Here is a 21,172-nt window from a genome sequence, read left to right as displayed (position 1 = left end):
AGTTGTGGACACATGACGTGTTGGTACGAGGGGCCCTTGGCGGCGTTCGACACGGAGACCACGGGTGTGGACGTCGAGACCGACCGGATCGTGTCGGCCGCCGTCGTCGTCCAGGACGCGCCCGGGACCCGCCCCCGGGTGACCCGGTGGCTGGTGAACCCGGGCGTGCCGGTGCCCGCCGGGGCGACGGCGGTGCACGGGCTGACGGACGAGCGGTTGCAGCGCGACGGCCGGTGGCCGGCGCCGGTGATGGAGGAGATAGCCAGGGCGCTGGCCGAGCAGGCGGTGCGCGGCCGTCCGCTGGTCGTGATGAACGCGCCGTTCGATCTGACCATGCTGGACCGTGAGTTGCGGCGGCATCGCGCCTCGTCGCTGGACCGCTGGTTCGAGACGACGCCGTTGCGGGTGCTCGATCCGCGGGTCCTGGACAAGCATCTGGACCGCTACCGCAAGGGCCGGCGCACGCTCACCGATCTGTGCGCGCACTACGAGGTCGTCCTGGAGGGCGCGCACGACGCGGGTGCCGACGCGCAGGCCGCGATGGACGTGGTGCGCGCGGTCGGGCGCCGTTTCGCGCCCCGGCTCGCGCGCCTGTCCCCCGCCGAACTGCACACGCTCCAGGCCGTCTGGCACGCGGCCCAGGCCCGCGGCCTCCAGGCCTGGTTCGCCCGCAGCGGCACGGAGGAAGCGGTCGACCCGGCGTGGCCGCTGCGCCCGGACCTGCCGGCGGCGGCCTGAGCGCCGTCAGCCGAAGACCGTCACGGGGCATGAAAAAAGCCGGTCCGCTCGATGCGGACCGGCCTTTACCCGGTGGGCGATACTGGGTTCGAACCAGTGACCTCTTCGGTGTGAACGAAGCGCTCTCCCACTGAGCTAATCGCCCGGGAACGGACTGAACAATACAGGCCCCGGCGGGTCTGGTTCAAACCGCTTGTCCCCGGGCCGTGAGGTACGTGAGGAGTCCGCGTCGTCCCGCGCGCATCATCAGCGCGTGGTTGGCGCGGAACACGGGCCGCCCCGGTACGGCGAGCCGTCGCATCAGGGGCTTGGTGACGTCGACCTCCTGGTCGTAGCGGGCGAGGGTGCCGGTCCCGTCGGCGGTGACCGTCCAGCGGGCCCAGCCGTCCAGGTCGCCGGTCATCCCGATCTCCAGGACCCCGGCGGCCTGGTCACGCCGTACCTCCCGCGCGGTGAAGGTGAGGTCGTACGGCAGGAGGGAGCGGATCCGGACGGTGCCGGTGAGGTCGTCGATCCGGGTCACCTCGCGGACCTGCGGCCACCAGCGCGGGTAGTCGTCGGCCCGCCGGAGCACGTCGTACACGGCGGCGGGCGGCGCGGGCAGGTTCCAGTGGCTTCGGAAGCGGTAGTGACACCAGTCCATGGGCGGATTCTGCCCGCACGGGGCGGTTTCGCGCGGGATCTGAGTACGTCCTCTGAGTATGCGCGCTCATGTCGTGCGGCGTGACCGGGACCACACTCCGACGCATGACGCATTTTCCGTCCCCTGCCGAGGAGTTGCGGGTCCTCGACGCCGAACTGCGGCACCTCGACGCCCGCCGCGCCGTCCTGCTGACCCGGCGCGCCTGGCTGGTCAACGCGCTGTACGCGGCGCGGCCCGCGCCCGTCGCACCAGCCGCGCGCCGTCCCGAGGCGTCGGCACCCGGCGTCCAGAACGTGCTGCTAGTCCTCGGGGGCGTGCTGCTGACCGTCGCGGCGATCGCGTTCACGCTGGTCAGCTGGGGACATATGGGTATCGCCGGCCGGGCCCTGGTGCTCGGCGCGGTCACCGTGGCCGCGCTCGGCGCTCCCGTGCCGCTCCTGCGCCGGGGTCTGCGCTCGACCGCCGAGGCGGTGGCCGGTCTCGCCCTCGCGCTGACGGTCCTGGACGCGTACGCCCTGCACGAGGTGGCGTTCGCCGGGGCGGACGGCACGGGGTACGCGGCGGTCGCGACGGCGGTGCTCGCGGTGACATGGGCGGCGTACGGCCGGGGCCTCCGCGCACCGGCGCCCGAGCCGGCGGACACCGACTCGACACTCCCCCGCACCACCCTCACTCTCGCCCTGCCCCTCCCCCTCGCCCTGGTTGCCGCTCAACTCCCCCTCCTTCTCTGGTCGTTCGCGACGAACGCGAGCGTGGAGACGGTCACGGCCGCACTGCTGGTGACAGCGGCGGCCGACACCGCGATCGCGCTCCGAGGGCCCCTGAAGCCGGTACGGATCGTCGCCATGGTGGGCGCGTTCGGCTGGGGTGCCTCGGGTGTACTGGCGGCCGGGTGGCTCTCGTGGGCCGCCGTCGGCCCGGGCGCCGTCGGCCCGGGCGCCGCCGCCCGTGCGGCGGCGCTCCTCGCCCTCGCGGCAGCGACCGCCCTGACGGCCGCCCGGCTCACGCCGAAGCCGGCCCTGGCCCTCGGCACCGCCCTCACCGGCGGGCTCCTCGCGGTGACCGGCCTCGGCGGCATCGCCCGCGCGGCCCTGCCCGAGGGGTGGACGGTTCCCGGCTATCTCCTCTGCGGGCTGGCCCTGTTGACAGCCGTACGGGCACACGCCCCCGAGCCCGTACGGCGCGGTCTCCTCCGCGCCTCCGCCGTCGTCCAGGTTCTCGCCCTGGTCACCGCGCTGCCGGTGGTGGCCATCGCGCTGCTGGGCCCGGTCGGCCTGCTGGAGCGCGTCTGGTCGGGTGCGCCGGCGGACGCCCGAGCGGCGGTGACCCTCGACGCGCCCTGGCCCCCGGACACGGCGGCCGTGCCTCTTGTGCTCGCCGTCGTCGCCGGGGTGCTGGCCCTGTCCGCGCGCACCGTGGCCGCAGGCACCACGCCCTGGCGCACCCCGGCCCGGGTCGGCGCCCTCGTCCTCGCCTGGGCGACGGCCCTGGTCCTCCCGGCGGTCCTCGAACTCCCGTACGCGGCCGGTCTGGTGGTGGACGGTCTGCTGATCGTGGCCCTGCTGGTCTTCGCGGGAACCGCACGCTCGGCGGAGCCCGAATCCCCCCAGCCGACCGACCCCGCGTCCCCCCAGCCGACCGAGCCGGTGTCCGCCGAGCCGACCGAGCCGGTGTCCGCCGAGCCGACCGAGCCGGTGTCCGCCGAGCCGACCGAGCCGGTGTCCGCCGAGCCGCTCCGGTCGGCGATCCCCGCGCGCCTCCGGTCGCCCCTCCCCCTCGCCGCCACCGTCCTGGCCCTGATCACCTCCCTGAGCCTGGCCCTGGCCTCCCTCGCCACCGAAGCGGCGACCCTCACGGTCCTTGCCACCTCGACCACCCTGTTCGCCACGGCCGCATGGCTCCGGCGCACGGACCTCGGCGCTCTCACCGCGCCCGCCGCCCTCGTCCACGTCACCGCCCTGACCTGCGCGATCGGCGCCTCCGCCGGCTGGGAGCCGCAGCACACGGCCCTGCTCGTCCTCACCGTCCCGACCGTCGCCGCGCTGCTCGCGGCCCGCCTCGACGACTCGCCCATGACCATTCCGGTCGAGGCGACCGGAGCCGCGGCAGGCCTCCTGGCCATCGCCCTCTCCGCCACCCACCCACCGCTGCTGGCTCTGACCCTGGCGCTCTGCGGAGTGATCGTCGCGGGTACGGCCGTACGACCGGACCGCCGGAACCTCGGCTACGTGGCCGCCGCGCTCTTCGTCCTGGCCTCCTGGGTACGGCTGGCGGTCTGGGAGGTCGGCTCACCGGAGGCGTACACGCTGCCGGTGACCGTCCCGGCCCTGATCGTCGGCCGACTGCGCCGGCGCCGGGACCCGGCGGCCTCGTCCTGGACGGCGTACGGCCCGGGACTCGCCGTCACCCTCGTCCCGAGCCTCGTCGCGGCCTGGGGCGACACCCACTGGCTGCGCCCCCTGCTGCTGGGCACCGCCGCCCTGGCCGTCACCCTCCTCGGCGCCCACCACCGCCTCCAGTCCCCCCTCCTCCTCGGCGGCACCACCCTCACCCTGGTCACCCTGCACGAACTGGCGCCCTACATAGCCCAGGTCGTGGACGCCCTCCCCCGTTGGGCGCCCCCGGCCCTCGCAGGCCTGGCCCTCCTCGCGGCAGGCGCCACCTACGAACAACGCCTGCGCGACGCACGCCGAGTACGGAACCTCCTCGGAAAGCTGACCTGAGGCGCGCGCCCCGTCAGGGGCGCGGGGAACTGCGCGAGAAGCCCCACCGGGCCCGCAGTTCCCCACCCACCCCAGGCACCCCGAACCCCCCGGCGCCCCCAGCGGAGCGTCACGGCATCTTGTCGCCCACCAGCGCCAGGTTCTGGATCGCCGCCAGCCCGTACAGCGCCGTCGCGTTGGTCGACACCCACGCCGCCTCACTGCCCGGTACGAGCGCCGTCGGCCCCTCGATCTTCTTCGTGGACCAGTCGGTCGACTCCTTGTAGTCCCAGGGGTCGGCGCTGTTGTAGAACTGCCGCCACGCACGGGCCGCCAGCTTGTCGTCGCCCAGTTGGACCGCCGCGTACGCGTCCTGCCGCGAGTGGCCCTGGAAGAGCAGCAGGGTCCCGAAGTTGGAGCCGTAGCGGGCGGTCTGCTCGGCCTTGGTCGCGTTGAAGTAGCGGCAGTAGTCGAGCCAGGCCTCCTTGAACTTGGGCATCTCGATCTGGTCGAGGAGTTCCGCGCACATCTCGACCAGCCCGAACATGGCCGACAGGTGCGAGACCCCGACCACGGGCTTGTCGGCGACGGCGAACTTCCCGGTGTCCAGGTCGTACAGCCCGTTGCCCTGGACGAAGCCGTTGGGCTGGGCGGCGATTGTCTCCATGGTCGACAGCACCCGTGCCTTGGCCTTCTCCCACTTGGGGCCGCGCCGCTCCCACTCGGTCAGCCACGCCGACACCAGGCCCGACCAGTCGGTGCCGAACCCGATCGACAGCGCGTTGCGGTCGGGGGTGTACGGCTCGGTGCGGATCTTGCGGATTGGATCGAGGACGAGGAACGTCTCGTCGGAGTCGACGTTGGCGTGCATGAGGTCGCCGACGCGTTCGTCGGCGGTGAGGAAGTAGTAGTAGCGGCGGTACGTGGTGTTGGCGATCCGCTGCTGCTTGGCGCTGTCGGCGTAGTGCTGGACGCCGTGCCGGGTGCCGAGGCCGGCCCACTTGCCGAGGTGGTACACGTCGACCTCGCCGGTGTGGCGGGTCATGGCCTCGGCGAAGCGGAAGATGTCCGCGCGACCGGAGCGCATGTACGCGAACCAGAGCCACAGGTCGGGCGAGAGTTCGGAGTTGTCCCAGGCGTAGCCGCCGACGTCGTAGCACCACTGGTGGCGGCTGGGGTCGTAGCTGTGCATGATGTCGCCGTAGTCCCAGAAGCCGTACCACCGGCGCATCTCCACCTGGTCCTTGTAGTAGGTGAAGAGGAAGTCGAGGTGGTCCTCGATCTTGGCCTTGGGGGCGGTGGAGCGGTCCGGTTCGGAGAAGAGCTGGCCGAAGACGCCCGCCTTGATGAGCTGCTTGGGCGGGGTGGCGAGCTGCGGGGGTGTGCGGACGGCCTCGACCTGCTGGGCCATGGCCTCGGCGCCGGGCGTGGACTCGTGGGCCCAGAAGAGGAGTTCGCTGGTGCGGGCGATGCCGTAGGGGGTGCCGAACTCGGGCTCGTAGTCCTCGTAGGTGATGTTGAGGCCTTCGAGCTGCTCGGGGTAGGTGTCCTGGCCCATGCCGTCGTGGTAGAAGCGCAGGTCCATGGGCTGCGCCTCGGGCGACCAGAGCCAGAGGGTGACCTCGGCGGTGTCGGTGTGGGCGTCGCGGATGTCGAGCTGGGCGGGGAACTTCTCCCAGAAGTCCCGCAGCCCGAACGCGAACCCGCCGGACGCGCCGCCGACGTAGCCGAAGCCGCTCGCGCGTCGGCCGCCGCCGGCCGGGATCCAGCCGTGGCCCTTCTTGGTGCGCTTGCGGACCCCGAAGCCGTCGGCGGAGAGCTGCGAGAGCGTGTAGTCGCCCCACTCGGGGATGTACTGGAGTCGGGTGGTGACCCGCTGGTCCCAGGTGGAGGGGTCGGGCAGCTTCTTGCCCTCGAACTGGGCGGTGCGCACGGCCGCGCCCGGGTCGCGCCGCAGCCCGGTGATGCCCTTCACGGCCTCCCGCAGCAGGCCCGTTCCCTCGCCGCCGATCCGGATGTGCCGGTCGTACGCGGCGTCGCGCATCGGCACCTCGAAGCGGACGCCGATGCCGCGGACGAAGTCACCGCCGGCCTTTCCGGGCTCCTGGTTGCCGTCGAAGGTGATGGTGTGCACCATGCGGAACGACTCGGCGCCCGCGTAGAAGTAGAGGCGGATCGAGAAGGGCAGCCAGCTGTGGCTTCCCTTGCGGTGCTTGCCGTCGATGCGGACCACGGCACGCACCGGGCCCTCCTGCTCGACCTCGACCTTGTCGATGAGGCTCTCGTAGCGCTGGGTCTTCTCCGTGCCCTGGTCGCCGTCCTCGATCTCGGGCTGGCGCAGCAGCACCAGATGGCCCTTCTGAGCGATCTCGGTGGAGCCGCGCAGCACGGACTTCACGAGCGTGGAGCCGGACTTGCCGATCTTGACGGTGATGACACCGGTCGACACGTCGATGGTGCCGCCGCTCTTGTCGACGGTGACCTTCTTCTCCGGCGCGGCCGGCGTGCCCGCGGCGAGGGTGAGCTTGCCTGCGCCGGCGCCCGCGCCCACCGCGTGCGCGGTCCACTTCACGGAGCCGTCGGGCCAGTAGCCGATCGGCCAGGACTGCACGGCCACGGCCTTGCCGTCCGCGTCAGTCAAGGAAAACGACTGTTCTTTTTCGTACGCGCCCTTCGGCCAGGGCACGCCGACTGTCGAACCGGGTGCGGCGCCGAGTCCGCCGTCCTCCAGCCAGTCCAGGGTCACCGGCTCGGCCTCGGCCGTCTCGGCTCTGGGCGCGGCCTGCGCGTGCGAACTCCCTAGCGCCCAGCTCATCTGCGTGGCGGCTCCGGCGACGGCGGCCGCCTTGAGAAGGGACCTGCGGTCGATGGGGGACATGGCCTTTCCTTTCCGAACGGGAAGTCCTGCGTGCGGGTAGTCAGGGGCATGACAGAGAGAGGTGCGGCGCCTCCGGAGACGCCGACCCGGGTACGGGGCACCGCCGCGGGTCAGCGGCGGCGCCGGTGCCGCTCCTCCACGGCGAGGGCCGCCGCCGCGACGGCCCCGAGGACCGGGACCGCCAGCGGCGCGACGAACCAGGCGGAACAGGCCACCACGGCCAGCCCGCCGACGAGCAGAAAGGATCCGGCAGGGTCGAGCACGGTCCGCCGCCCGGCCGCGCCGAGCAGGGCCCGCCAGGTGGTGCCGGGCCGCCACACCGCCGCCGCGCGCAGCCCGGCGACGACGGCACCGATCAGCGCGAGCACCCCGATCGCGCCGACCAGCGGCCCGCCCGGGATGCCGGCGCGTACGGCCAGGACGTCCACCCAGACCACCGCGCAGGCCGCCCATCCGGCGAGCCCGACGAGCCAGCCGCCGCGCACCGCCGCCCGGAAGTCGGCCACGAACTCCCGCCATCCGCCGCCCTCATGGGCGGTACGGCGCCTCAGATGCCGGGCGCCGGCGGCGAACGCGGCGGGGTACGTCACCAGCGGCAGCGAGGCCAGCGCGATCCACACCCCGGTGAGCAGACACTCGGCGAACAGCGCGAACCGCTGGGCGAGCAGGGACTCCTCACGGGGTGCGGCGGACTTCGCGGGGGCGCGGGTACGGGTGCGGGCCAGGGCCATGGTCAGCTCACCTCAGCCCTTCAGACCCGAGGTGGCCATACCGTCGATCAGATAGCGCTGGAAGGCGAGGAAGAAGGCGAGCACCGGCAGCAGTGCCACCAGGGACATCGCGATCATGCCGCCGTAGTTGGCCACGGCGTCCTGGTCCACGAACATCTTCAGCCCGAGCGAGACCGTGTACTTGTCGGGCTCGTTCAGATAGATCAGCGGGCCCATGAAGTCGTTCCAGGCGTTGATGAAGGTGAAGATCGCGCTGGTGATGAGCGCGGGCCGGCACAGCGGCAGCACGATCGACCAGTAGATCCGGAAGTGCCCGCAGCCGTCGAGCCGGGCCGCCTCGTCGAGCTCCTTGGGCAGGTTCCGCATGAACTGCACCATCAGGAAGACGAAGAACGCCTCCGTGGCCAGGTACTTCGGCAGCAGCAGCGGGGTGTAGGTGTTGATCAGGTCCATGTTGCGGAACAGCACGTACTGCGGGATCAGCAGCACGTGGTACGGCAGCAGGAGCGTGCCGATCATCAGCGTGAAGAGCAGATTGCGCCCGGCGAACCTGATCTTCGCGAAGGCGTACGCCGTCAGCGAGCAGGACACCAGGATCCCGACCACCGAACCGAGCGCGAGCGTGAGCGAGTTGAGGAAGAACGTGGAGATCGGGATGTCGGCGATGCCGTCGGAGAGCCGGGTGTAGTTGGTGATGATCGGGTCGCTCGGGAGCAGGTCCAGGCTGCCGATGATGTCGTCGCTGTCCTTGAAGGAGCCGCCGATCACCCAGATCACCGGGTAGAGGATCACCGCGAGGATGAGCAACGACCCGAGGTGCCAGGCGAGCGAGCCGGGCAGCTTGCGCCGGAGGGCACCCGACCCACCGGACGGGGCCGGTGCCGGGGCGATCTCGGTGGCCTGTGCGCTCATCAGGCGCCCTCCTCGTAGTGCACCCAGCGCTTCTGGGACCAGAACAGAACCGCCGTCACCAGGGCGACCCCGACGAGCAGCACCCAGGCCATGGCGGAGGCCAGGCCCATCCGGCTGTTCTCGAAGCCCTGGACGTACAGATAACAGGTGTAGACCATCGAGCCGTCGGCCGGACCGCAGGCGCTGCCGCCGGCGCCGCCACCGACGATGTACGCCGAGCTGAAGATCTGGAAGGAGTGGATCGTCTCCAGCAGGACGTTGAAGAAGAGGACCGGGGAGATCATCGGCAGGGTGATGTTCCAGAACCGCCGGAGCGTGCCCGCCCCGTCGACCTCGGCCGCCTCGTACAGCTCGCGCGGGACCTGCTTGAGACCGGCGAGGAAGATCACCATCGGGGCGCCGAACTGCCAGACGGTGAGCGCCACCAGGCTGTAGATGATCAGGTCCGGGTCACCGGTCCAGCCGCCGACGTCGATCCCGAAGAGCTGCTGCGTACGGTCGACGATGGCGTCGTCCGAGAAGATCGCCTTCCACACGATCGCGATGGAGACGCTCGCCCCGATCAGCGACGGAGCGTAGAAGGCGGCCCGGTAGAAGGCCTGCCCGCGCCGCTTCTGGGCCAGCAGCAGCGCCACACCGAGGGCGGCGAGCAGCTTGATCGGCGTACCGACGACGACGTACCAGAGCGTCACCTTCACCGAGTTCTGCCAGCGCGGATCGGCGAACATCTCGGAGAAGTTGTCGAGGCCGATCCACTTCGGCGCGTCGAACAGGTTGTAGTCGGTGAAGGCGAAGTAGAGCGACGCGACCATCGGGCCCGCTGTCAGCAGCAGGAACCCGGCGATCCAGGGGGACATGAAGAGGTAGCCGGCCAGTGTCTCCCGGCGGCCCCGCCGCTTGAGTGCGGCGGGGCGCGGAGGCTTGGCCGGACGGTGCCGCGGCTCGGAGTCCTTGGTCAGGTCCTCCATCGCAGGGGCGTGTGTCACGGCGGTTCCCATCAGCTGCCGAGAGCCGTCTTCGACTCGGTGAAGAACTGCTTGACGGCGTCGTCGACCGACCGCTTGCCCAGGGCGAGCTCCTCGGCGATGCGCATGAATGCCGCCTCGCAGATGTCCGCGCCGTTCGGATGCGGGGTGATGGGTTCCAGGACGCCCGCCGCCACGAGGGACTCCTCGTACTCGGCGATGGCCTTGTTGACCGGGTCGGTCGGCTGGAACGCGTCGTACTGGGCCTGCGTCGCGGGCACTCCGCGGTCATAGCCCATGATCTTGGCGACCTCGGGATCGTGCACCATGAAGTCGATGAACTGTGCGACTTCCTTGGGGTGCTGGGTGCGCTTGGACGCGCTGAGCATGAGGGAACCGAGGTACTGCCCGGTCTTCTTGCCGTCGGTGGTCGGGATGGGCGCCAGCCCGTACTCGCTCTTGCCCTCGGAGGTGTAGCGGACGGTGAAGTTGTCCCAGGTGAACTCACCGGCGGCGAGTTCCGCGGCGACCGCCGACTTGGGCTTGGTCTGGGCGACCTTCTTGGGGTCGGCGAAGATGCCCTCCTCCAGGCCCTTCTCGGCCTTCGTCCACCAGGCCTTCAGGTCGGCCTCGGTGAAGCCGAGCCCGTCCTCGGTGAAGAACGCCTTGCCGTTCTGGCGCAGATAGAGGTCGTAGAGGTACATGACGCCGTACATGCCGCTGTCACCGGCCCGGCCCGCCTTCTCCCGGATCTTCTTCATCGCCGCGTCGAAGTCGTCCCAGGTCCAGCCCTGCTCCGGCTTCACGCCGGACTTGGTGTAGACGGGCTTGTCGATGACCAGGGCCATCGAGTTCGAGCCGACCGGGACGCCGAGCAGTTTTCCGTCGACCTCGCCGAACTTCTCCAGTCCGGCTCTGAAGCCGTCCATGGAGAGGTTGCCCGCCTCGACCTGGGGGCTCAGATCGAGCAGCACATTCTTCGCGTCATATTTCCGCAGGAAACCGATGGCATTCTGGAACACATCCGGCGGATTTCCACCGGAGGCCTGGGTGTTGAACTTCTTCCAGAAGTCGGGATAGACCTGGAAGTCGGTCTTCACCTTGATCTTCGGGTACTTCTTCTCGAAAAGCGCGATGGACTTCTTGATGCGCTGCGCGCGGTCCTCGGCGCCCCACCAGGCGTAACGGATCGTCACCGTCCCGTCTCCCGCGCCACTGCCCCCGCCACACGCCGTGGCCGTCGCCCCCAGCCCCGCGACGGCCAGTGAGGCTCCCGCCGCCTTGAGGACCGTCCGCCTCTCAACGTTCCTGTTTTGCTGCATGGTTGAGCCTCCCCGCGACGCCGAGTCCCGCGCCATGAATCGTTTCAAGTAAGCGCTTGCTGGCACAAGGTACGGAGCCCCTCAGGAGACGTCAATGATTCGGACAGGAATTGATGGAAAGCGCAGCGGCCGCCAGGCCGGGCGCGACGGCACCGCAGGTGACGGCAGCTCAACTGAAAGCCCAGGTAGGGGAGTTGCGATCGACGGGTCGAACGTCACAGGGGCCGGTGGACGACGAACGGACGAGACTGAAAGGAGTCAGTGGGGCGACCCCGGCACCGCTCGCCGAACCATCCCCGAAGCACGGCGGACCAACCGGACGCGGCCCCCGACCGCGGGCGCCGAAGCACCGGATCCGGCCAAAAAACGACGGATTCCGGAAGCATCGACACAGCCACTGACGGCCGTCGGCCAACCCGTGCCGAATCGCGGCCCATCGGGAGCCGTACGACCCTTCCGGCGCCCCGGAAACCCATGCCGGACCGCAACGAAAAGCGACCCGGCCCACGTTTCCGTGGACCGGGTCGCCATCATCCGGTGGGCGATACTGGGTTCGAACCAGTGACCTCTTCGGTGTGAACGAAGCGCTCTCCCACTGAGCTAATCGCCCGGACGCAGGAAGAACATTACCCCATGTCAGGGGATGCCTCCGACCACGTTCCGCAGCCCCGCACCGGCCCGCCCGTGATCACTGGTCCTTGATGTTCCAGGGCATCTCGAGGCCGAACTTCCAGACATAGACACCGACGAGAACGGCCACGATCACCAGGCCGATCGTCGTCAGAATGATGTTGCGCCGCCGGACCTTGGGGTCCAGGGCGCGCTCGGTGGCCTCGGTGACCTTCCGCTTGGTCCAGCGGAGCACCAGCTGGGCCCAGACGAATTCGGTCGCCCAGATCGCCATGCCGCCGAAGATCACGAGCCAGCCGGGGCCCGGCAGTGGCAGCATGATCACACCCGCTATCACCACCGCGAGGCCGACGATGAAGATCGCCACCTGCCAGCTGAGGTGCAGCATCCGCCGGGCTCTGACGAATTCCGGCGCACGAGATCCGAGCGGCGCTTCGTTCTTGGCCACATCGGCCTCACTGTTCGCTACGTTTGTGTCACTCTTCGTTCCGTCGGTCGCCACGGCGACCTCCCCCGTTCCGTAACTCCCCGTGTCCATACGGCCAAACCCTACCGGAGAGAAACCGGTCACCGGAATGGTCGTACCCACAGAAGACGGTCTCGGCCGGATGAGCTACCAAAAGCGACGCAAAACTCCCAGAGGGGTTTACAACGGCACCGTAGGTGGCATGTCGATTTCGCCGACGTGCGAATCCCCGAGCGCACACTGAGCGAAAGGCCTTGGCGCTTATGAACACCACGGTCAGCTGCGAGCTGCACCTGCGCCTCGTTGTGTCGAGCGAGTCCTCACTGCCCGTTCCAGCGGGACTGCGGTATGACACGGCCGATCCCTACGCCGTGCACGCCACCTTCCACACCGGAGCAGAGGAAACGGTCGAATGGGTGTTCGCCCGCGACCTCCTCGCCGAGGGGCTGCACCGGCCCACCGGCACCGGCGACGTCCGTGTCTGGCCGTCGCGCAGCCATGGCCAGGGCGTCGTGTGCATCGCCCTGAGCTCCCCGGAGGGCGAGGCCCTCCTCGAAGCCCCGGCGCGGGCCCTGGAGTCCTTCCTGAAGCGCACGGACGCCGCCGTGCCACCCGGCACGGAGCACCGGCACTTCGACCTCGATCAGGAGCTCTCGCACATCCTGGCCGAGAGCTAGGGCGAGGCCCACAGAGCCGCCCGGCGCCGTCCACTCGGGGAGACGGCTCGGGCCAAGACAACCGAATACGGCTTCAGGCCGACCCAACGACGCCGTCGTCGCGGACCTCCGCGCGGCGGCGTCGCCCTGTCGTCACCGAGCGCGACGGGATCGGGCACCAATCGCGCCCCTGGCCCGTTCCGCTCGTACCAGGGCGCTCCGGGGCCGGTCCGCACCGGTCCACCGCCTCGCCGAGCGATTACCATCGGCCAGCATCGGCGGGCGCCCGCCCGACCCTCGCAGGCCAGGGAGCGAAACGTGCTGATCACCCACGACACCCGGTGTTCCCTCGACGCCGTGGTGGATCTGGTGAACACCGTGCCGGAGAACGACGCGGCGACCGACGGGCTCGCGACCGTAGCCGCGCTCGCCGACTTCGTACGAAACCACGAGGTCAGCGATGTCGGTGTGCTGTCGGAGTTCGACCTCGCGGCCGTGCGCAAGGTCCGGGGCCGGTTCGCGGAGGTCTTCGCCGCGCCCGACGCGGCCTCGGCCGCCTCGGTCATCAACGAGCTGATCGCCGCGGCCGGCACCACGCCCCGGCTCACCGATCACGACGGCTACGACTGGCATGTGCACTACTTCGCGCCCGGCGCGTCGCTCGCCGACCATCTCTCGGCCGACTGCGGCATGGCGCTCGCCTTCTTCGTCGTCGCCGGGGAGCAGGAGCGGCTGCGCCGCTGCGAGGCCCCCGACTGCCGGCGCGCCTTCGTCGACCTCTCCCGTAACCGCTCGCGCCGCTACTGCGACAGCCGCACCTGTGGAAACCGTCTGCATGTGGCCGCCTACCGGGCGCGCCGCAAGGAGGCGGCGGGCTGAGGCGACGGTCGGCGGACGCGTGGGGTGCGGGGCTGACGGAGCCCTCGACGGGTGGCGTCAGGGGCTCCGTTTACGGCTCAGAGCATCAGCAGGTCGTGCAGTGACGCCATGAGCAGCAGGCAGCCGATCACCGCTAGGAAGATCATCAGCGGTGGCTGGGAGAGAGCGAAGAGACAACCTCGCCGCTCCTCCGGTGGGACGACGGTGTCGCTCTGTGTTGTTGTGTCCAGCATCTCGTGGCGATGATGACGCAGCGGAGACCCTCCGCGCGATCAACCGACCCGGAATGACGGAGAGTTCGCCAATATCCACAACGTACGGAGCGAACGTGATCACTTCGGCGTCGCGGCTCGACCTACTGTGTCGTTTCAGTCCGCGGCGGCCCGGCGGGTCAGATGCCGTGCTTCTTGAGGATCGCCTCGATGTCGCTGAAGTCGTCCGCCGCGGGCTTTCCCGCGCCGCCGGCCCGGGGTGATGCCGCCGGGCGTCCCGCCGGTCGGGCGCCCTGCCCCAGCGAGGGTGCGGAGGCCGCGGGGGCTATCGCCTCGGTGCGGGACGCCTTGGCCGCCTTGCGGTCCTTGCCGGTGACCCCGCGGCGCCGCTCCACGGCGCGGGTGGTCATGAACAGCAGCCAGGCGGCGCCGAGCACCCCGAAGCCGGCCCACGCGGTCGGACTGAAGGCGGTGTCGGCCACCCACTCGACGACCCCGGTCATCACCAGACCGAGGGGCACCAGGGAATAGGCGGCGATACGAGTCGCCCGGAGGAAACGCTTCCGATACGCCGTGATGGCGGCGATGCCCAGGCCTGCCGCGGCCACGGCGGCACAGACTGTCTCGGCAATCATCCGGTCCTCCAGGCGGTGCTCGGGCGGGCGGTCTCGTTCCGTCCCTTCCATCCTGCACCGCCACGCGTCCGATATGCCATGGTCCGGGAAGACCTCAGGGACATCTCCGGGTCGTCTCGGGGTCGGTGCCCCCTCCCGTTCCGGTCCGGCTCACTCCCCGGGAGCTGGGAGACTGGCCCCATGAACGACTCGTCCCCCGTACCGTCCGCCGTCGTCCTGGACGTCTGGTGCGAACTCCAGTGTCCCGACTGCCGAAGCGCCCTCGACGACATCCGCGCGCTGCGGGCCCGCTACGGCGACCGGCTCGACGTACGGCTGCGGCACTTCCCGTTGGAGAAGCACAAGCACGCCTTCGCCGCCGCGCAGGCCGCCGAGGAGGCCGCGGAGCAGGGGCGGGCGTGGCCGTATGTCGAGGCCGTGCTCGGCCGGGTCGAGGAACTGGACCGGGCCGGCGAGCCGTTCCTGGTCGAGGCGGCCCGTGAACTCGGGCTGGACGCCGAGGAGTTCGACACCGCGCTGATCGACGGCCGGCACATCCTGATCGTCGACGCCGACCAGGCCGAGGGCAAGGCGATCGGCGTGACCGGCACCCCGACGTACGTCATCGGCGGCGAGCGCCTCGACGGCGGCAAGAGCCAGGCGGGGCTGCGCGAACGGATCGAGGAGATCGCCGACCGGCTGCTGGCCGGCGGCGCCTGACCCCCACCTCACCCTCGCCGGGGCTCCGCCCGGCAGGCCCTCAGAGCAGGGGCTTGGACAGGTGGTGGGCCGTCGTCTGGTAGCCGAGCGAGTCGTAGAGGCATTCGGCCCGGACGTTCCCCGCGAAGACGTTGAGCGCGATGGTGGGCTTCCCGGCCGCCACGGCCTGGGCCTCGGCCAGCAGCATGAGCGTACGGCCGTGGCCTCTGCCCCGGTGGGCGGCGTCCGCCTCCACTTCGTAGACGAAGGCCTTGTCGTCGGTCAGCCACAGCCAGAGGGTGCCGACTCTCGTGCCCTCGTGTTCCAGCACGCTGAGGAGGCTGCCGGCGGAGGCCACGCCCTGCGGCAGGCATCGCACGTATTCCTCGCCGGCCCTGCCGTAGGCCTCCGCCTCGGGTACGCCGCGGCTGATCAGGTCCTGCGCGTAGCCCTCCAGGCCGTTCGCCTTCCAGGGCTCGTACTCGGCCTCGGTCATGGGCCGGCCCCGGCTGCCCTCGGGCAGGTCGGGCGGGGTGCCGTCTAGGGGCTTGGTCATGCTCCGGTTGCGCAGGACGTAGCCGAGTGCCTGGGTCAGGCGCAGGGCGGGCTCGGCGTCGGCCGGGACGCTGGTCTCGATGCGTCGGCAGCCCCAGCCCCGGGCGACCTCCTCGGCGGCGAGCGCGGCGACCGTGGCCCGGCCGCGCCGCCGGTCCGGTTCGTCGATCCACAGGTCCAGGATGCGGGCGGCCGTGGCCCCGGGGTCGGGGCGCGTGCCGAGGTGTATCCGGCCGACGGGACGGCTGTTCACACATACCTGGTAGCGGCGCGAACGGGACCCGTCGGCGGCGTGCTGAAGCGGCTCGATGGGCCGCAGGGTGGTGGTCATCAGGGGTGTTCTACCCGCCACGGCGCGCGGAGTCCGCCGAATATCCTCAGCCTTTACGGATCGAGCGCCGCATCGAGAGGTTCACGGATCGAGGTCGTCGCCGGAGCGCTCGTCGAAGATCCGCATGGCCTTCGCCGTCACGGGGCCCGGGGTGGTGGAGAGTTCGCGGGCGTCGACGCGGTGCACGGACTGCACGTCACGCAGGCTCGACGTCAGGAAGATCTCGTCGGCGCGGTCCAGGACGTCCAGCGGCAGGTCGGTCTCACGGGCGCCGGTCCATTCGACGACCAAGGCGCGGGTGATGCCCGCGAGGCAGCCGGAGGCGACGGGCGGGGTGTGGAGCTCGCCGTCGAGGACGACGAAGACATTGGAGCCCGTGCCCTCGCAGAGCTGTCCCACGGTGTTGGCGAACAGGGCCTCGGTGGCGCCCTGTTCGTGGGCGCGGGCGAGGGCGACGACGTTCTCGGCGTACGAGGTGGTCTTCAGGCCGGTGAGGACGCCGCGCTCGTTGCGGGTCCACGGGACGGTGATCGTGGCGGTGGAGTCGGCGCGCCGGGCGGTCTCGCCGAGGGCGACGACGAGGGTCGGGCCGTGGTCGCCGCGGTCGGAGCCGAGCGGGGAGACCCCGCCGGTGTAGGTGATGCGCAGCCGGCCGAGGGCCATCGGGTTGGCCTCCACGACGGCGGCGCAGGCGCGGCGGACCTCGTCGAGGTCGGGCTCGGGCAGGCCGAGGCCGCAGGCCGAGCGGGCCAGCCGGTCGAGGTGGCGGGTCAGCGCGAACGGCCGCCCGTCGACCGCCTTCGCGGTCTCGAAGACGCCGTCGCCCACGGTCAGTCCGTGGTCGAGGACGGAGACACGGGCGGAGTCGATGTCCTGCAGTCCGCCGTCGAGCCAGATCTTCACGTAAGGGTCCTCCCACTCGCCTCGTACGTCCCCGACGCTACCGCGAGCAGCCGGGCGGCCTTCAGCTCGGTCTCCCGCCACTCCGCCTCGGGGTCCGAGCCCCAGGTGATGCCCGCGCCCGTGCCGAAGCGCAGCTCGCCGGCCGTCCGGTCGATCCAGAAGGTGCGGATGCCGACGGCCAGCTCCGCGGTGCGCCGGTCGGCGTCGACCCAGCCGATGCCGCCGGTGTACGGGCCGCGCGGGGCGGTCTCCAGGGCGTCGATGATCCGCAGGGCGCTGGACTTGGGCGCGCCGGTGACGGAGCCGGGCGGGAAGGCGGCGGCGAGCAGCTCGGGCCAGCCGGCGGTCTCGGGCAGCTCGCCCCGGACGAGCGAGACGAGGTGGACCAGCCCGGGGTGTTTCTCGACGACGCAGAGGTCGGGCACGGTCACCGAGCCGGTGGCGCAGACCTGGCCGATGTCGTTGCGGACCAGGTCGACGATCATGACGTTCTCGGCGTAGTCCTTCTCCAGGAGGTCCGCTTCGGTGCGTCCGGTGCCCTTGATCGGGCCGGACTCGACGGTCCGGCCGTCGCGGCGCAGGAAGAGTTCGGGGGAGGCGGTGGCTATCTCGACGCCGTGCGCCGGGAGGCGAATCGTTCCTGCGAAGGGTGCGGGGTTGCCGCGGGCCAGCAGCGCGGTCAGGGCGTCCACGTCGGCGTCCGGGGCGACGGGCGCGGACAGCACCCGGCAGAGGTTGGCCTGGTACACCTCGCCGGCCGCGATGTGCTCACGGATCCGGCGGACGCCCGCCGTGTACGCGGCGCGGTCGAGCGAGGACGTCCAGTCGTCGACGCCCGGCCCGTGCCACTCCCCCGGCACCGGGGCGGGCGCGGGCTCGCGACGTACGTCACGGAAGCGCGCGCACACCAGACCGCCCTCGTAGTCCGCGCACACGGCCCAGAAGCCGGCGGAGTCCAGGGCGGCGGCGTCGCTGGTCACATCGGTGAGACCGGTGGCCACGAGGTTGCCGAAGCGGGCGAGCGGAGGGAGGTCGGACACACAGTCGAGTCTAGGACGGGTGCCTGGTGGGCGGCCCCGACCGGGTCTCGGACTGGACGCAGGGCAGCACGCTGCACAAACGCGTTTTTGTGCTGGCCCCGGAATCCGCTAGAGTTCAACTCGTCGCCGGGCCGCGGAAGCGGAACGGAAACGACAAGCGGACGTAGCTCAGTTGGTAGAGCGCAACCTTGCCAAGGTTGAGGTCGCCAGTTCGAACCTGGTCGTCCGCTCGCAGGAACGTGGGGGATCTTCCCGAACCCCCACAACTCCTGGTGGAGTGGCCGAGAGGCGAGGCAACGGCCTGCAAAGCCGTCTACACGGGTTCAAATCCCGTCTCCACCTCCAAGGACGATTAGCTCAGCGGGAGAGCGCTTCCCTGACACGGAAGAGGTCACTGGTTCAATCCCAGTATCGTCCACTGATCCGGTTCAACGGGTCCCCGCGCGATTAGCTCAGCGGGAGAGCGCTTCCCTGACACGGAAGAGGTCACTGGTTCAATCCCAGTATCGCGCACGCAAGATCCACCGCCTCCGGGCTGTGATCCCGAGGACGATTAGCTCAGCGGGAGAGCGCTTCCCTGACACGGAAGAGGTCACTGGTTCAATCCCAGTATCGTCCACACGCACCGAGCCCCCGACCGTCTCGTACGGCCGGGGGCTTCGTCGTGCGAGCGGGGGCGCGATGCGCCCCGCGCGCCTCAGCTGGAGAACAGCATGTGGCCGAAGCCCCGGTTGTGGTGACCCCCGTGGTGGCCGCCGTGGTGCCCACCATGGTGACCGCCGTGCGGGGCGCCCCAGGCCGGGGCGTTGTGGCCGCCGCCCGCCGGGTACTGCGGTGCGGCCGGCGGCGGGGGAACGCCCGGGCCGCCCGCCCACTGGCCCTCCAGGCGGGTCAGCGCCTCCAGCTCGCCGTAGTCGAGGAAGATCCCGCGGCATCCGCTGCACTGCTCGATCTGGACGCCATTGCGGTTGTAGGTGTGCATCGGCGCATGGCACTTCGGACACTGCATGTGCATGGTTCGGCTCAACTCCTCGCCGTTCGGTCCTGCTTCGCGTTACGCCAGGACAGACACTGTCCGGCTGCGGTCGGTTGCACCCTACTTCGGGAAAGGTTCCACCAACTCCGGCGGGATGCCTCCCATTCGGTCACATGCGTCCACAACGGACCGCTGGGCGTCGTCGAGGGGGCGGCCGGCCGCGGTGGACTTCGCGATCGCCAGGGCCGCGGTCTGCACGGTGAGTGCGCGGGCCGGTACGTCCAGTGCGGGCCAGGGGTCGCCGTGCGCGGGGACCGCCGGGCCGCCGGCCTGCCGGTAGGCGGTGAGGAAGCGGGTCCACTCGTCGGGGAGGAGGAGGCCGCAGGCGTACCAGGCGGCGGGGCGGGCGAGGTCCCAGGTGGGGACGCCCACGCCCAGGTCGTCGACGTCGATGAGCCGCCAGGGGCCGGTGGCCGCGGGGTGGCGGACGAGTTGGCCGAGGTGCAGGTCGCCGTGGCAGAGGGTGGTGGTGTCGGGCATGGGGGCCTCGGCTCTGGCCCAGGTCGGGAGGGTGTGCCAGGCACGGAGTACGGCGGGGGTGGCGGGGTCGTGGGGGGCGGTGGCGCGGAGGCGGGCGATGGCCTGGGCCGCCTTGGCCGGGCCCCGCATGGGTGGCAGGCCGGGGGGTGGGGGCCGTCGGTGGAGGTGAGCGAGGAGGGTGGCCGCGGCCTCCCAGGGGGCGTGCTCGGGGGCTTCGGGGTCGACCGGGGTGCCGTACGGCCAGAGCGTGACGAGGCGGTCGTGGAGGGGGGTGGGAGTGGGGTGCAGCGGGGCGAGGAGGGTGTCCGGGTGGGTGGTGGCGACCTGGAGGCGGAGGGTCAGGTGGGTGGGGTCGGTGTCGGGGGCGTGGGCCTTGGCGACGGTGTTCGCGTGGCGGACGACTGTGCCGTCGGGGCGTTCCGCGAGGACCGTGTCGGGGTGGGAGCAGGGGGTGGAGCCGGGGTGGGCCGTGCGGCGTAGCTTCGCCTTGAGGGCGGGGAGTACGGCGGGGTCGGCGCCTGTGCCGGTGTGTGTGCCGGTGGTGGTCATGGGGCCCCCTGCGTCCTGCGTCGTCGTACGGCCGTTGTCGTACGGCGCCGGGGCTGAGCCTACGTTTCGGGTGCGCCTTGCCGGGGGTTCCGGGCGGGGTTCCGCGGCTCGGCGGTCACGAGGCGCCGCCTGCGCCCACCCGTGCCGCCCCAGCGGCACGATTGCCCGCAGATTGGGCGGGGTGGGTGGGGGTGCAGGCGGAGGGGGTGTGGACGTCGTCGGGGGGTGTGGGGGAAAGACAACGCCCGCGCAGCTCCCCAGCTGCGCGGGCGTTTATTTGCCGTCCGCCGCACCCCCGTCCCCACGGGGTTTCATGGATGGATGTCCCCGCCCGGACCGCTCTTCCGGGCCTGGGGTCGCCGCTCAGCGCCCCAGCATCACACCCACGGACGACGCTTGTGTGACCACTGCTTCCCAGCCGCCGAAGGCGTACACGAGCAGGGCCGCCAGAGGGAGGACCATCGCGGTCGCCACCAAGGGGTGGCGACGACCCGGACGGCGGTCGGCGGTGAACGTCCTGCGCTCCCGTGTGCGGATCGCGGTCCGCGGTGCCGTGTGGGCCATGGTCCCTCCTCTGACCTTCTTGTCGATCTTGCGTTGTGGTTGGCAGCGGCGGGTGTCTGACCTCGGGGGACGAGTGCTGCACCCGCCGCTTGACCTCAAATCTAGGCGCGCGGCGGGTGCGGGTCGTCATGCCCTCGTACCGATTGGCGGGCCTCCCGGAGGATGAGCGATGACCTGCGGTGTACTCCCCAGGGTGGAGACGAGGTCCTAGGTCTCGGGGTCATCCCGGAAGGGACGCCCGGTCTGCCCCTTCTGTTACGCGGTCTGTTACGCGGTTTGCTACTCGGCCTGTTACGCGTCGCGCTCCGAGTCGGCCTCGCGGGGCACCGGCTGTTCGACCAGGGCCAGGACCCGGTTCGCCATGAACCTGGCGGTCCGTACCACGGTGCCGATGGGGGTCCCCCCGCGCGAGCGAAGCCGAGCGTGGGGGAGGGTGACTTCGCTCACTTCCACGACACCTCGGCGTACCGCCGTCTCCACCCGGCGGCCCGCCCTGCTCGCGATCACCTCGTAGGTACGCGTCGTGTCCCCGGCGTCCACGACTATCTCCACACGGTCACCCTTCACGGGTTCAATCCCCCTTCTGTGGCGGGTGGTTGGGATTACAGGCAGCCCAACACCGTCCCGAACTCCTGTTCCCTGACCACCCTTCAAGTTTCCCACCCGG

General features: G+C 70.9%; 21 protein-coding genes and 7 tRNA genes. 10 read left to right on the top strand and 18 right to left on the bottom strand.

All coding sequences use genetic code 11. From position 1 onward, the window contains the following. Nucleotides 1-12: 12 nt before the first annotated feature. Entirely contained in the window at nt 13-738 is a 726-nt protein-coding gene (locus ACZ7MG_RS35775) for an exonuclease domain-containing protein (RefSeq protein WP_471389740.1), read from the top strand. Between the two features lie 73 nt (nt 739-811). Here ACZ7MG_RS35775 and ACZ7MG_RS35770 read toward each other — a convergent pair. Together ACZ7MG_RS35770 and ACZ7MG_RS35765 are read right to left on the bottom strand one after the other, a co-directional pair. Next, a tRNA-Val gene (locus tag ACZ7MG_RS35770) sits at nt 812-883 on the bottom strand. Between the two features lie 39 nt (nt 884-922). Next, a complete protein-coding gene (locus ACZ7MG_RS35765) occupies nt 923-1,381 on the bottom strand; it encodes an SRPBCC family protein (RefSeq protein ID WP_471389737.1) in 459 nt (152 codons plus the stop codon). A 104-nt stretch (nt 1,382-1,485) separates the two neighbouring features. Here ACZ7MG_RS35765 and ACZ7MG_RS35760 point away from each other — a divergent pair, with 104 nt between their 5' ends. Further along, the gene (locus ACZ7MG_RS35760) at nt 1,486-4,104 is read left to right on the top strand and encodes an SCO7613 C-terminal domain-containing membrane protein (protein WP_471389734.1); all 2,619 of its coding nucleotides are present in this window, start codon (nt 1,486-1,488) and stop codon (nt 4,102-4,104) included. Nucleotides 4,105-4,213: 109 nt separating this feature from the next. Here the strand turns inward: ACZ7MG_RS35760 and ACZ7MG_RS35755 are convergent, their stop codons facing one another. The 7 genes from ACZ7MG_RS35755 to ACZ7MG_RS35725 all read right to left on the bottom strand — a co-directional run bounded on the left by ACZ7MG_RS35755 (nt 4,214) and on the right by ACZ7MG_RS35725 (nt 12,059). Further along, nucleotides 4,214-6,961, bottom strand: coding sequence for an exo-rhamnogalacturonan lyase family protein (locus ACZ7MG_RS35755; RefSeq protein WP_471389731.1), 2,748 nt, complete (start codon nt 6,959-6,961; stop codon nt 4,214-4,216). A gap of 110 nt (nt 6,962-7,071) precedes the next feature. Beyond that, entirely contained in the window at nt 7,072-7,692 is a 621-nt protein-coding gene (locus ACZ7MG_RS35750) for a hypothetical protein (RefSeq protein WP_471389729.1), read from the bottom strand. A gap of 12 nt (nt 7,693-7,704) precedes the next feature. Next, nucleotides 7,705-8,604 (bottom strand): carbohydrate ABC transporter permease, encoded by a 900-nt coding sequence (locus tag ACZ7MG_RS35745; RefSeq protein ID WP_471389726.1) that lies wholly within the window; start codon nt 8,602-8,604, stop codon nt 7,705-7,707. Continuing rightward, a complete protein-coding gene (locus ACZ7MG_RS35740; RefSeq protein WP_471389723.1) occupies nt 8,604-9,602 on the bottom strand; it encodes a carbohydrate ABC transporter permease in 999 nt (332 codons plus the stop codon). The genes ACZ7MG_RS35745 and ACZ7MG_RS35740 overlap by 1 nt, the downstream gene beginning before the upstream one ends. Continuing rightward, nucleotides 9,602-10,891: an ABC transporter substrate-binding protein gene (locus ACZ7MG_RS35735; RefSeq protein ID WP_471389720.1), complete on the bottom strand. Its 1,290-nt coding sequence runs from the start codon at nt 10,889-10,891 to the stop codon at nt 9,602-9,604. The genes ACZ7MG_RS35740 and ACZ7MG_RS35735 overlap by 1 nt, the downstream gene beginning before the upstream one ends. Before the next feature lie 538 nt (nt 10,892-11,429). Then, nucleotides 11,430-11,501 (bottom strand) — tRNA-Val (locus tag ACZ7MG_RS35730). Between the two features lie 78 nt (nt 11,502-11,579). Next, the gene (locus ACZ7MG_RS35725; RefSeq protein ID WP_471389717.1) at nt 11,580-12,059 is read right to left on the bottom strand and encodes a TIGR02611 family protein; all 480 of its coding nucleotides are present in this window, start codon (nt 12,057-12,059) and stop codon (nt 11,580-11,582) included. A 191-nt stretch (nt 12,060-12,250) separates the two neighbouring features. On the opposite strand from ACZ7MG_RS35725, the gene ACZ7MG_RS35720 reads away from it, so the two are divergent. Together ACZ7MG_RS35720 and ACZ7MG_RS35715 are read left to right on the top strand one after the other, a co-directional pair. Continuing rightward, on the top strand, nt 12,251-12,664 hold the full coding sequence (locus ACZ7MG_RS35720) for an SsgA family sporulation/cell division regulator (protein ID WP_004002642.1): 414 nt from the start codon (nt 12,251-12,253) through the stop codon (nt 12,662-12,664). Nucleotides 12,665-12,961: 297 nt separating this feature from the next. Then, the gene (locus tag ACZ7MG_RS35715; protein WP_471389715.1) at nt 12,962-13,522 is read left to right on the top strand and encodes a CGNR zinc finger domain-containing protein; all 561 of its coding nucleotides are present in this window, start codon (nt 12,962-12,964) and stop codon (nt 13,520-13,522) included. A gap of 77 nt (nt 13,523-13,599) precedes the next feature. Here the strand turns inward: ACZ7MG_RS35715 and ACZ7MG_RS35710 are convergent, their stop codons facing one another. Further along, on the bottom strand, nt 13,600-13,755 hold the full coding sequence (locus tag ACZ7MG_RS35710) for a hypothetical protein (protein ID WP_179203361.1): 156 nt from the start codon (nt 13,753-13,755) through the stop codon (nt 13,600-13,602). A 158-nt stretch (nt 13,756-13,913) separates the two neighbouring features. Beyond that, complete coding sequence (locus ACZ7MG_RS35705) at nt 13,914-14,369, bottom strand: hypothetical protein (protein WP_471389711.1); 456 nt, start codon at nt 14,367-14,369, stop codon at nt 13,914-13,916. Nucleotides 14,370-14,549: 180 nt separating this feature from the next. Here ACZ7MG_RS35705 and ACZ7MG_RS35700 point away from each other — a divergent pair, with 180 nt between their 5' ends. Next, nucleotides 14,550-15,068: a DsbA family protein gene (locus ACZ7MG_RS35700; RefSeq protein WP_471389708.1), complete on the top strand. Its 519-nt coding sequence runs from the start codon at nt 14,550-14,552 to the stop codon at nt 15,066-15,068. Nucleotides 15,069-15,108: 40 nt separating this feature from the next. Here the strand turns inward: ACZ7MG_RS35700 and ACZ7MG_RS35695 are convergent, their stop codons facing one another. From ACZ7MG_RS35695 to ACZ7MG_RS35685, 3 genes are all read right to left on the bottom strand, one after another. Then, entirely contained in the window at nt 15,109-15,933 is an 825-nt protein-coding gene (locus ACZ7MG_RS35695) for a GNAT family N-acetyltransferase (RefSeq protein ID WP_471389705.1), read from the bottom strand. 81 nt (nt 15,934-16,014) lie between these two features. Beyond that, nucleotides 16,015-16,836 (bottom strand): aminotransferase class IV, encoded by an 822-nt coding sequence (locus tag ACZ7MG_RS35690; protein ID WP_471389702.1) that lies wholly within the window; start codon nt 16,834-16,836, stop codon nt 16,015-16,017. Then, nucleotides 16,833-17,876: a chorismate-binding protein gene (locus tag ACZ7MG_RS35685; protein ID WP_471389699.1), complete on the bottom strand. Its 1,044-nt coding sequence runs from the start codon at nt 17,874-17,876 to the stop codon at nt 16,833-16,835. The genes ACZ7MG_RS35690 and ACZ7MG_RS35685 overlap by 4 nt, the downstream gene beginning before the upstream one ends. Nucleotides 17,877-18,033: 157 nt before the next feature. On the opposite strand from ACZ7MG_RS35685, the gene ACZ7MG_RS35680 reads away from it, so the two are divergent. The 5 genes from ACZ7MG_RS35680 (at nt 18,034) to ACZ7MG_RS35660 (ending at nt 18,495) form a co-directional block, all read left to right on the top strand. After that, a tRNA-Gly gene (locus tag ACZ7MG_RS35680) sits at nt 18,034-18,106 on the top strand. A 41-nt stretch (nt 18,107-18,147) separates the two neighbouring features. Further along, nucleotides 18,148-18,221 (top strand) — tRNA-Cys (locus ACZ7MG_RS35675). A gap of 1 nt (nt 18,222) precedes the next feature. Further along, nucleotides 18,223-18,294 (top strand) — tRNA-Val (locus ACZ7MG_RS35670). 23 nt (nt 18,295-18,317) lie between these two features. Continuing rightward, a tRNA-Val gene (locus tag ACZ7MG_RS35665) sits at nt 18,318-18,389 on the top strand. A gap of 34 nt (nt 18,390-18,423) precedes the next feature. Beyond that, nucleotides 18,424-18,495, top strand: a tRNA-Val gene (locus tag ACZ7MG_RS35660). 78 nt (nt 18,496-18,573) lie between these two features. Here ACZ7MG_RS35660 and ACZ7MG_RS35655 read toward each other — a convergent pair. The 4 genes from ACZ7MG_RS35655 to ACZ7MG_RS35640 all read right to left on the bottom strand — a co-directional run bounded on the left by ACZ7MG_RS35655 (nt 18,574) and on the right by ACZ7MG_RS35640 (nt 21,072). Continuing rightward, the gene (locus ACZ7MG_RS35655; protein ID WP_471389993.1) at nt 18,574-18,885 is read right to left on the bottom strand and encodes a TFIIB-type zinc ribbon-containing protein; all 312 of its coding nucleotides are present in this window, start codon (nt 18,883-18,885) and stop codon (nt 18,574-18,576) included. Between the two features lie 87 nt (nt 18,886-18,972). Next, nucleotides 18,973-19,941 (bottom strand): phosphotransferase family protein, encoded by a 969-nt coding sequence (locus ACZ7MG_RS35650; RefSeq protein WP_471389696.1) that lies wholly within the window; start codon nt 19,939-19,941, stop codon nt 18,973-18,975. Between the two features lie 363 nt (nt 19,942-20,304). Continuing rightward, nucleotides 20,305-20,505 carry a hypothetical protein gene (locus tag ACZ7MG_RS35645; protein ID WP_020114444.1) on the bottom strand — a complete coding sequence of 67 codons (201 nt, stop codon included), beginning with the start codon at nt 20,503-20,505 and terminating at the stop codon, nt 20,305-20,307. Nucleotides 20,506-20,796: 291 nt separating this feature from the next. Beyond that, on the bottom strand, nt 20,797-21,072 hold the full coding sequence (locus ACZ7MG_RS35640) for a hypothetical protein (RefSeq protein ID WP_471389693.1): 276 nt from the start codon (nt 21,070-21,072) through the stop codon (nt 20,797-20,799). Nucleotides 21,073-21,172 lie beyond the last annotated feature (100 nt).

Source organism: Streptomyces sp. NPDC107538, from assembly GCF_055657445.1.
This window is presented reverse-complemented; position numbering and strand designations above follow the sequence as displayed.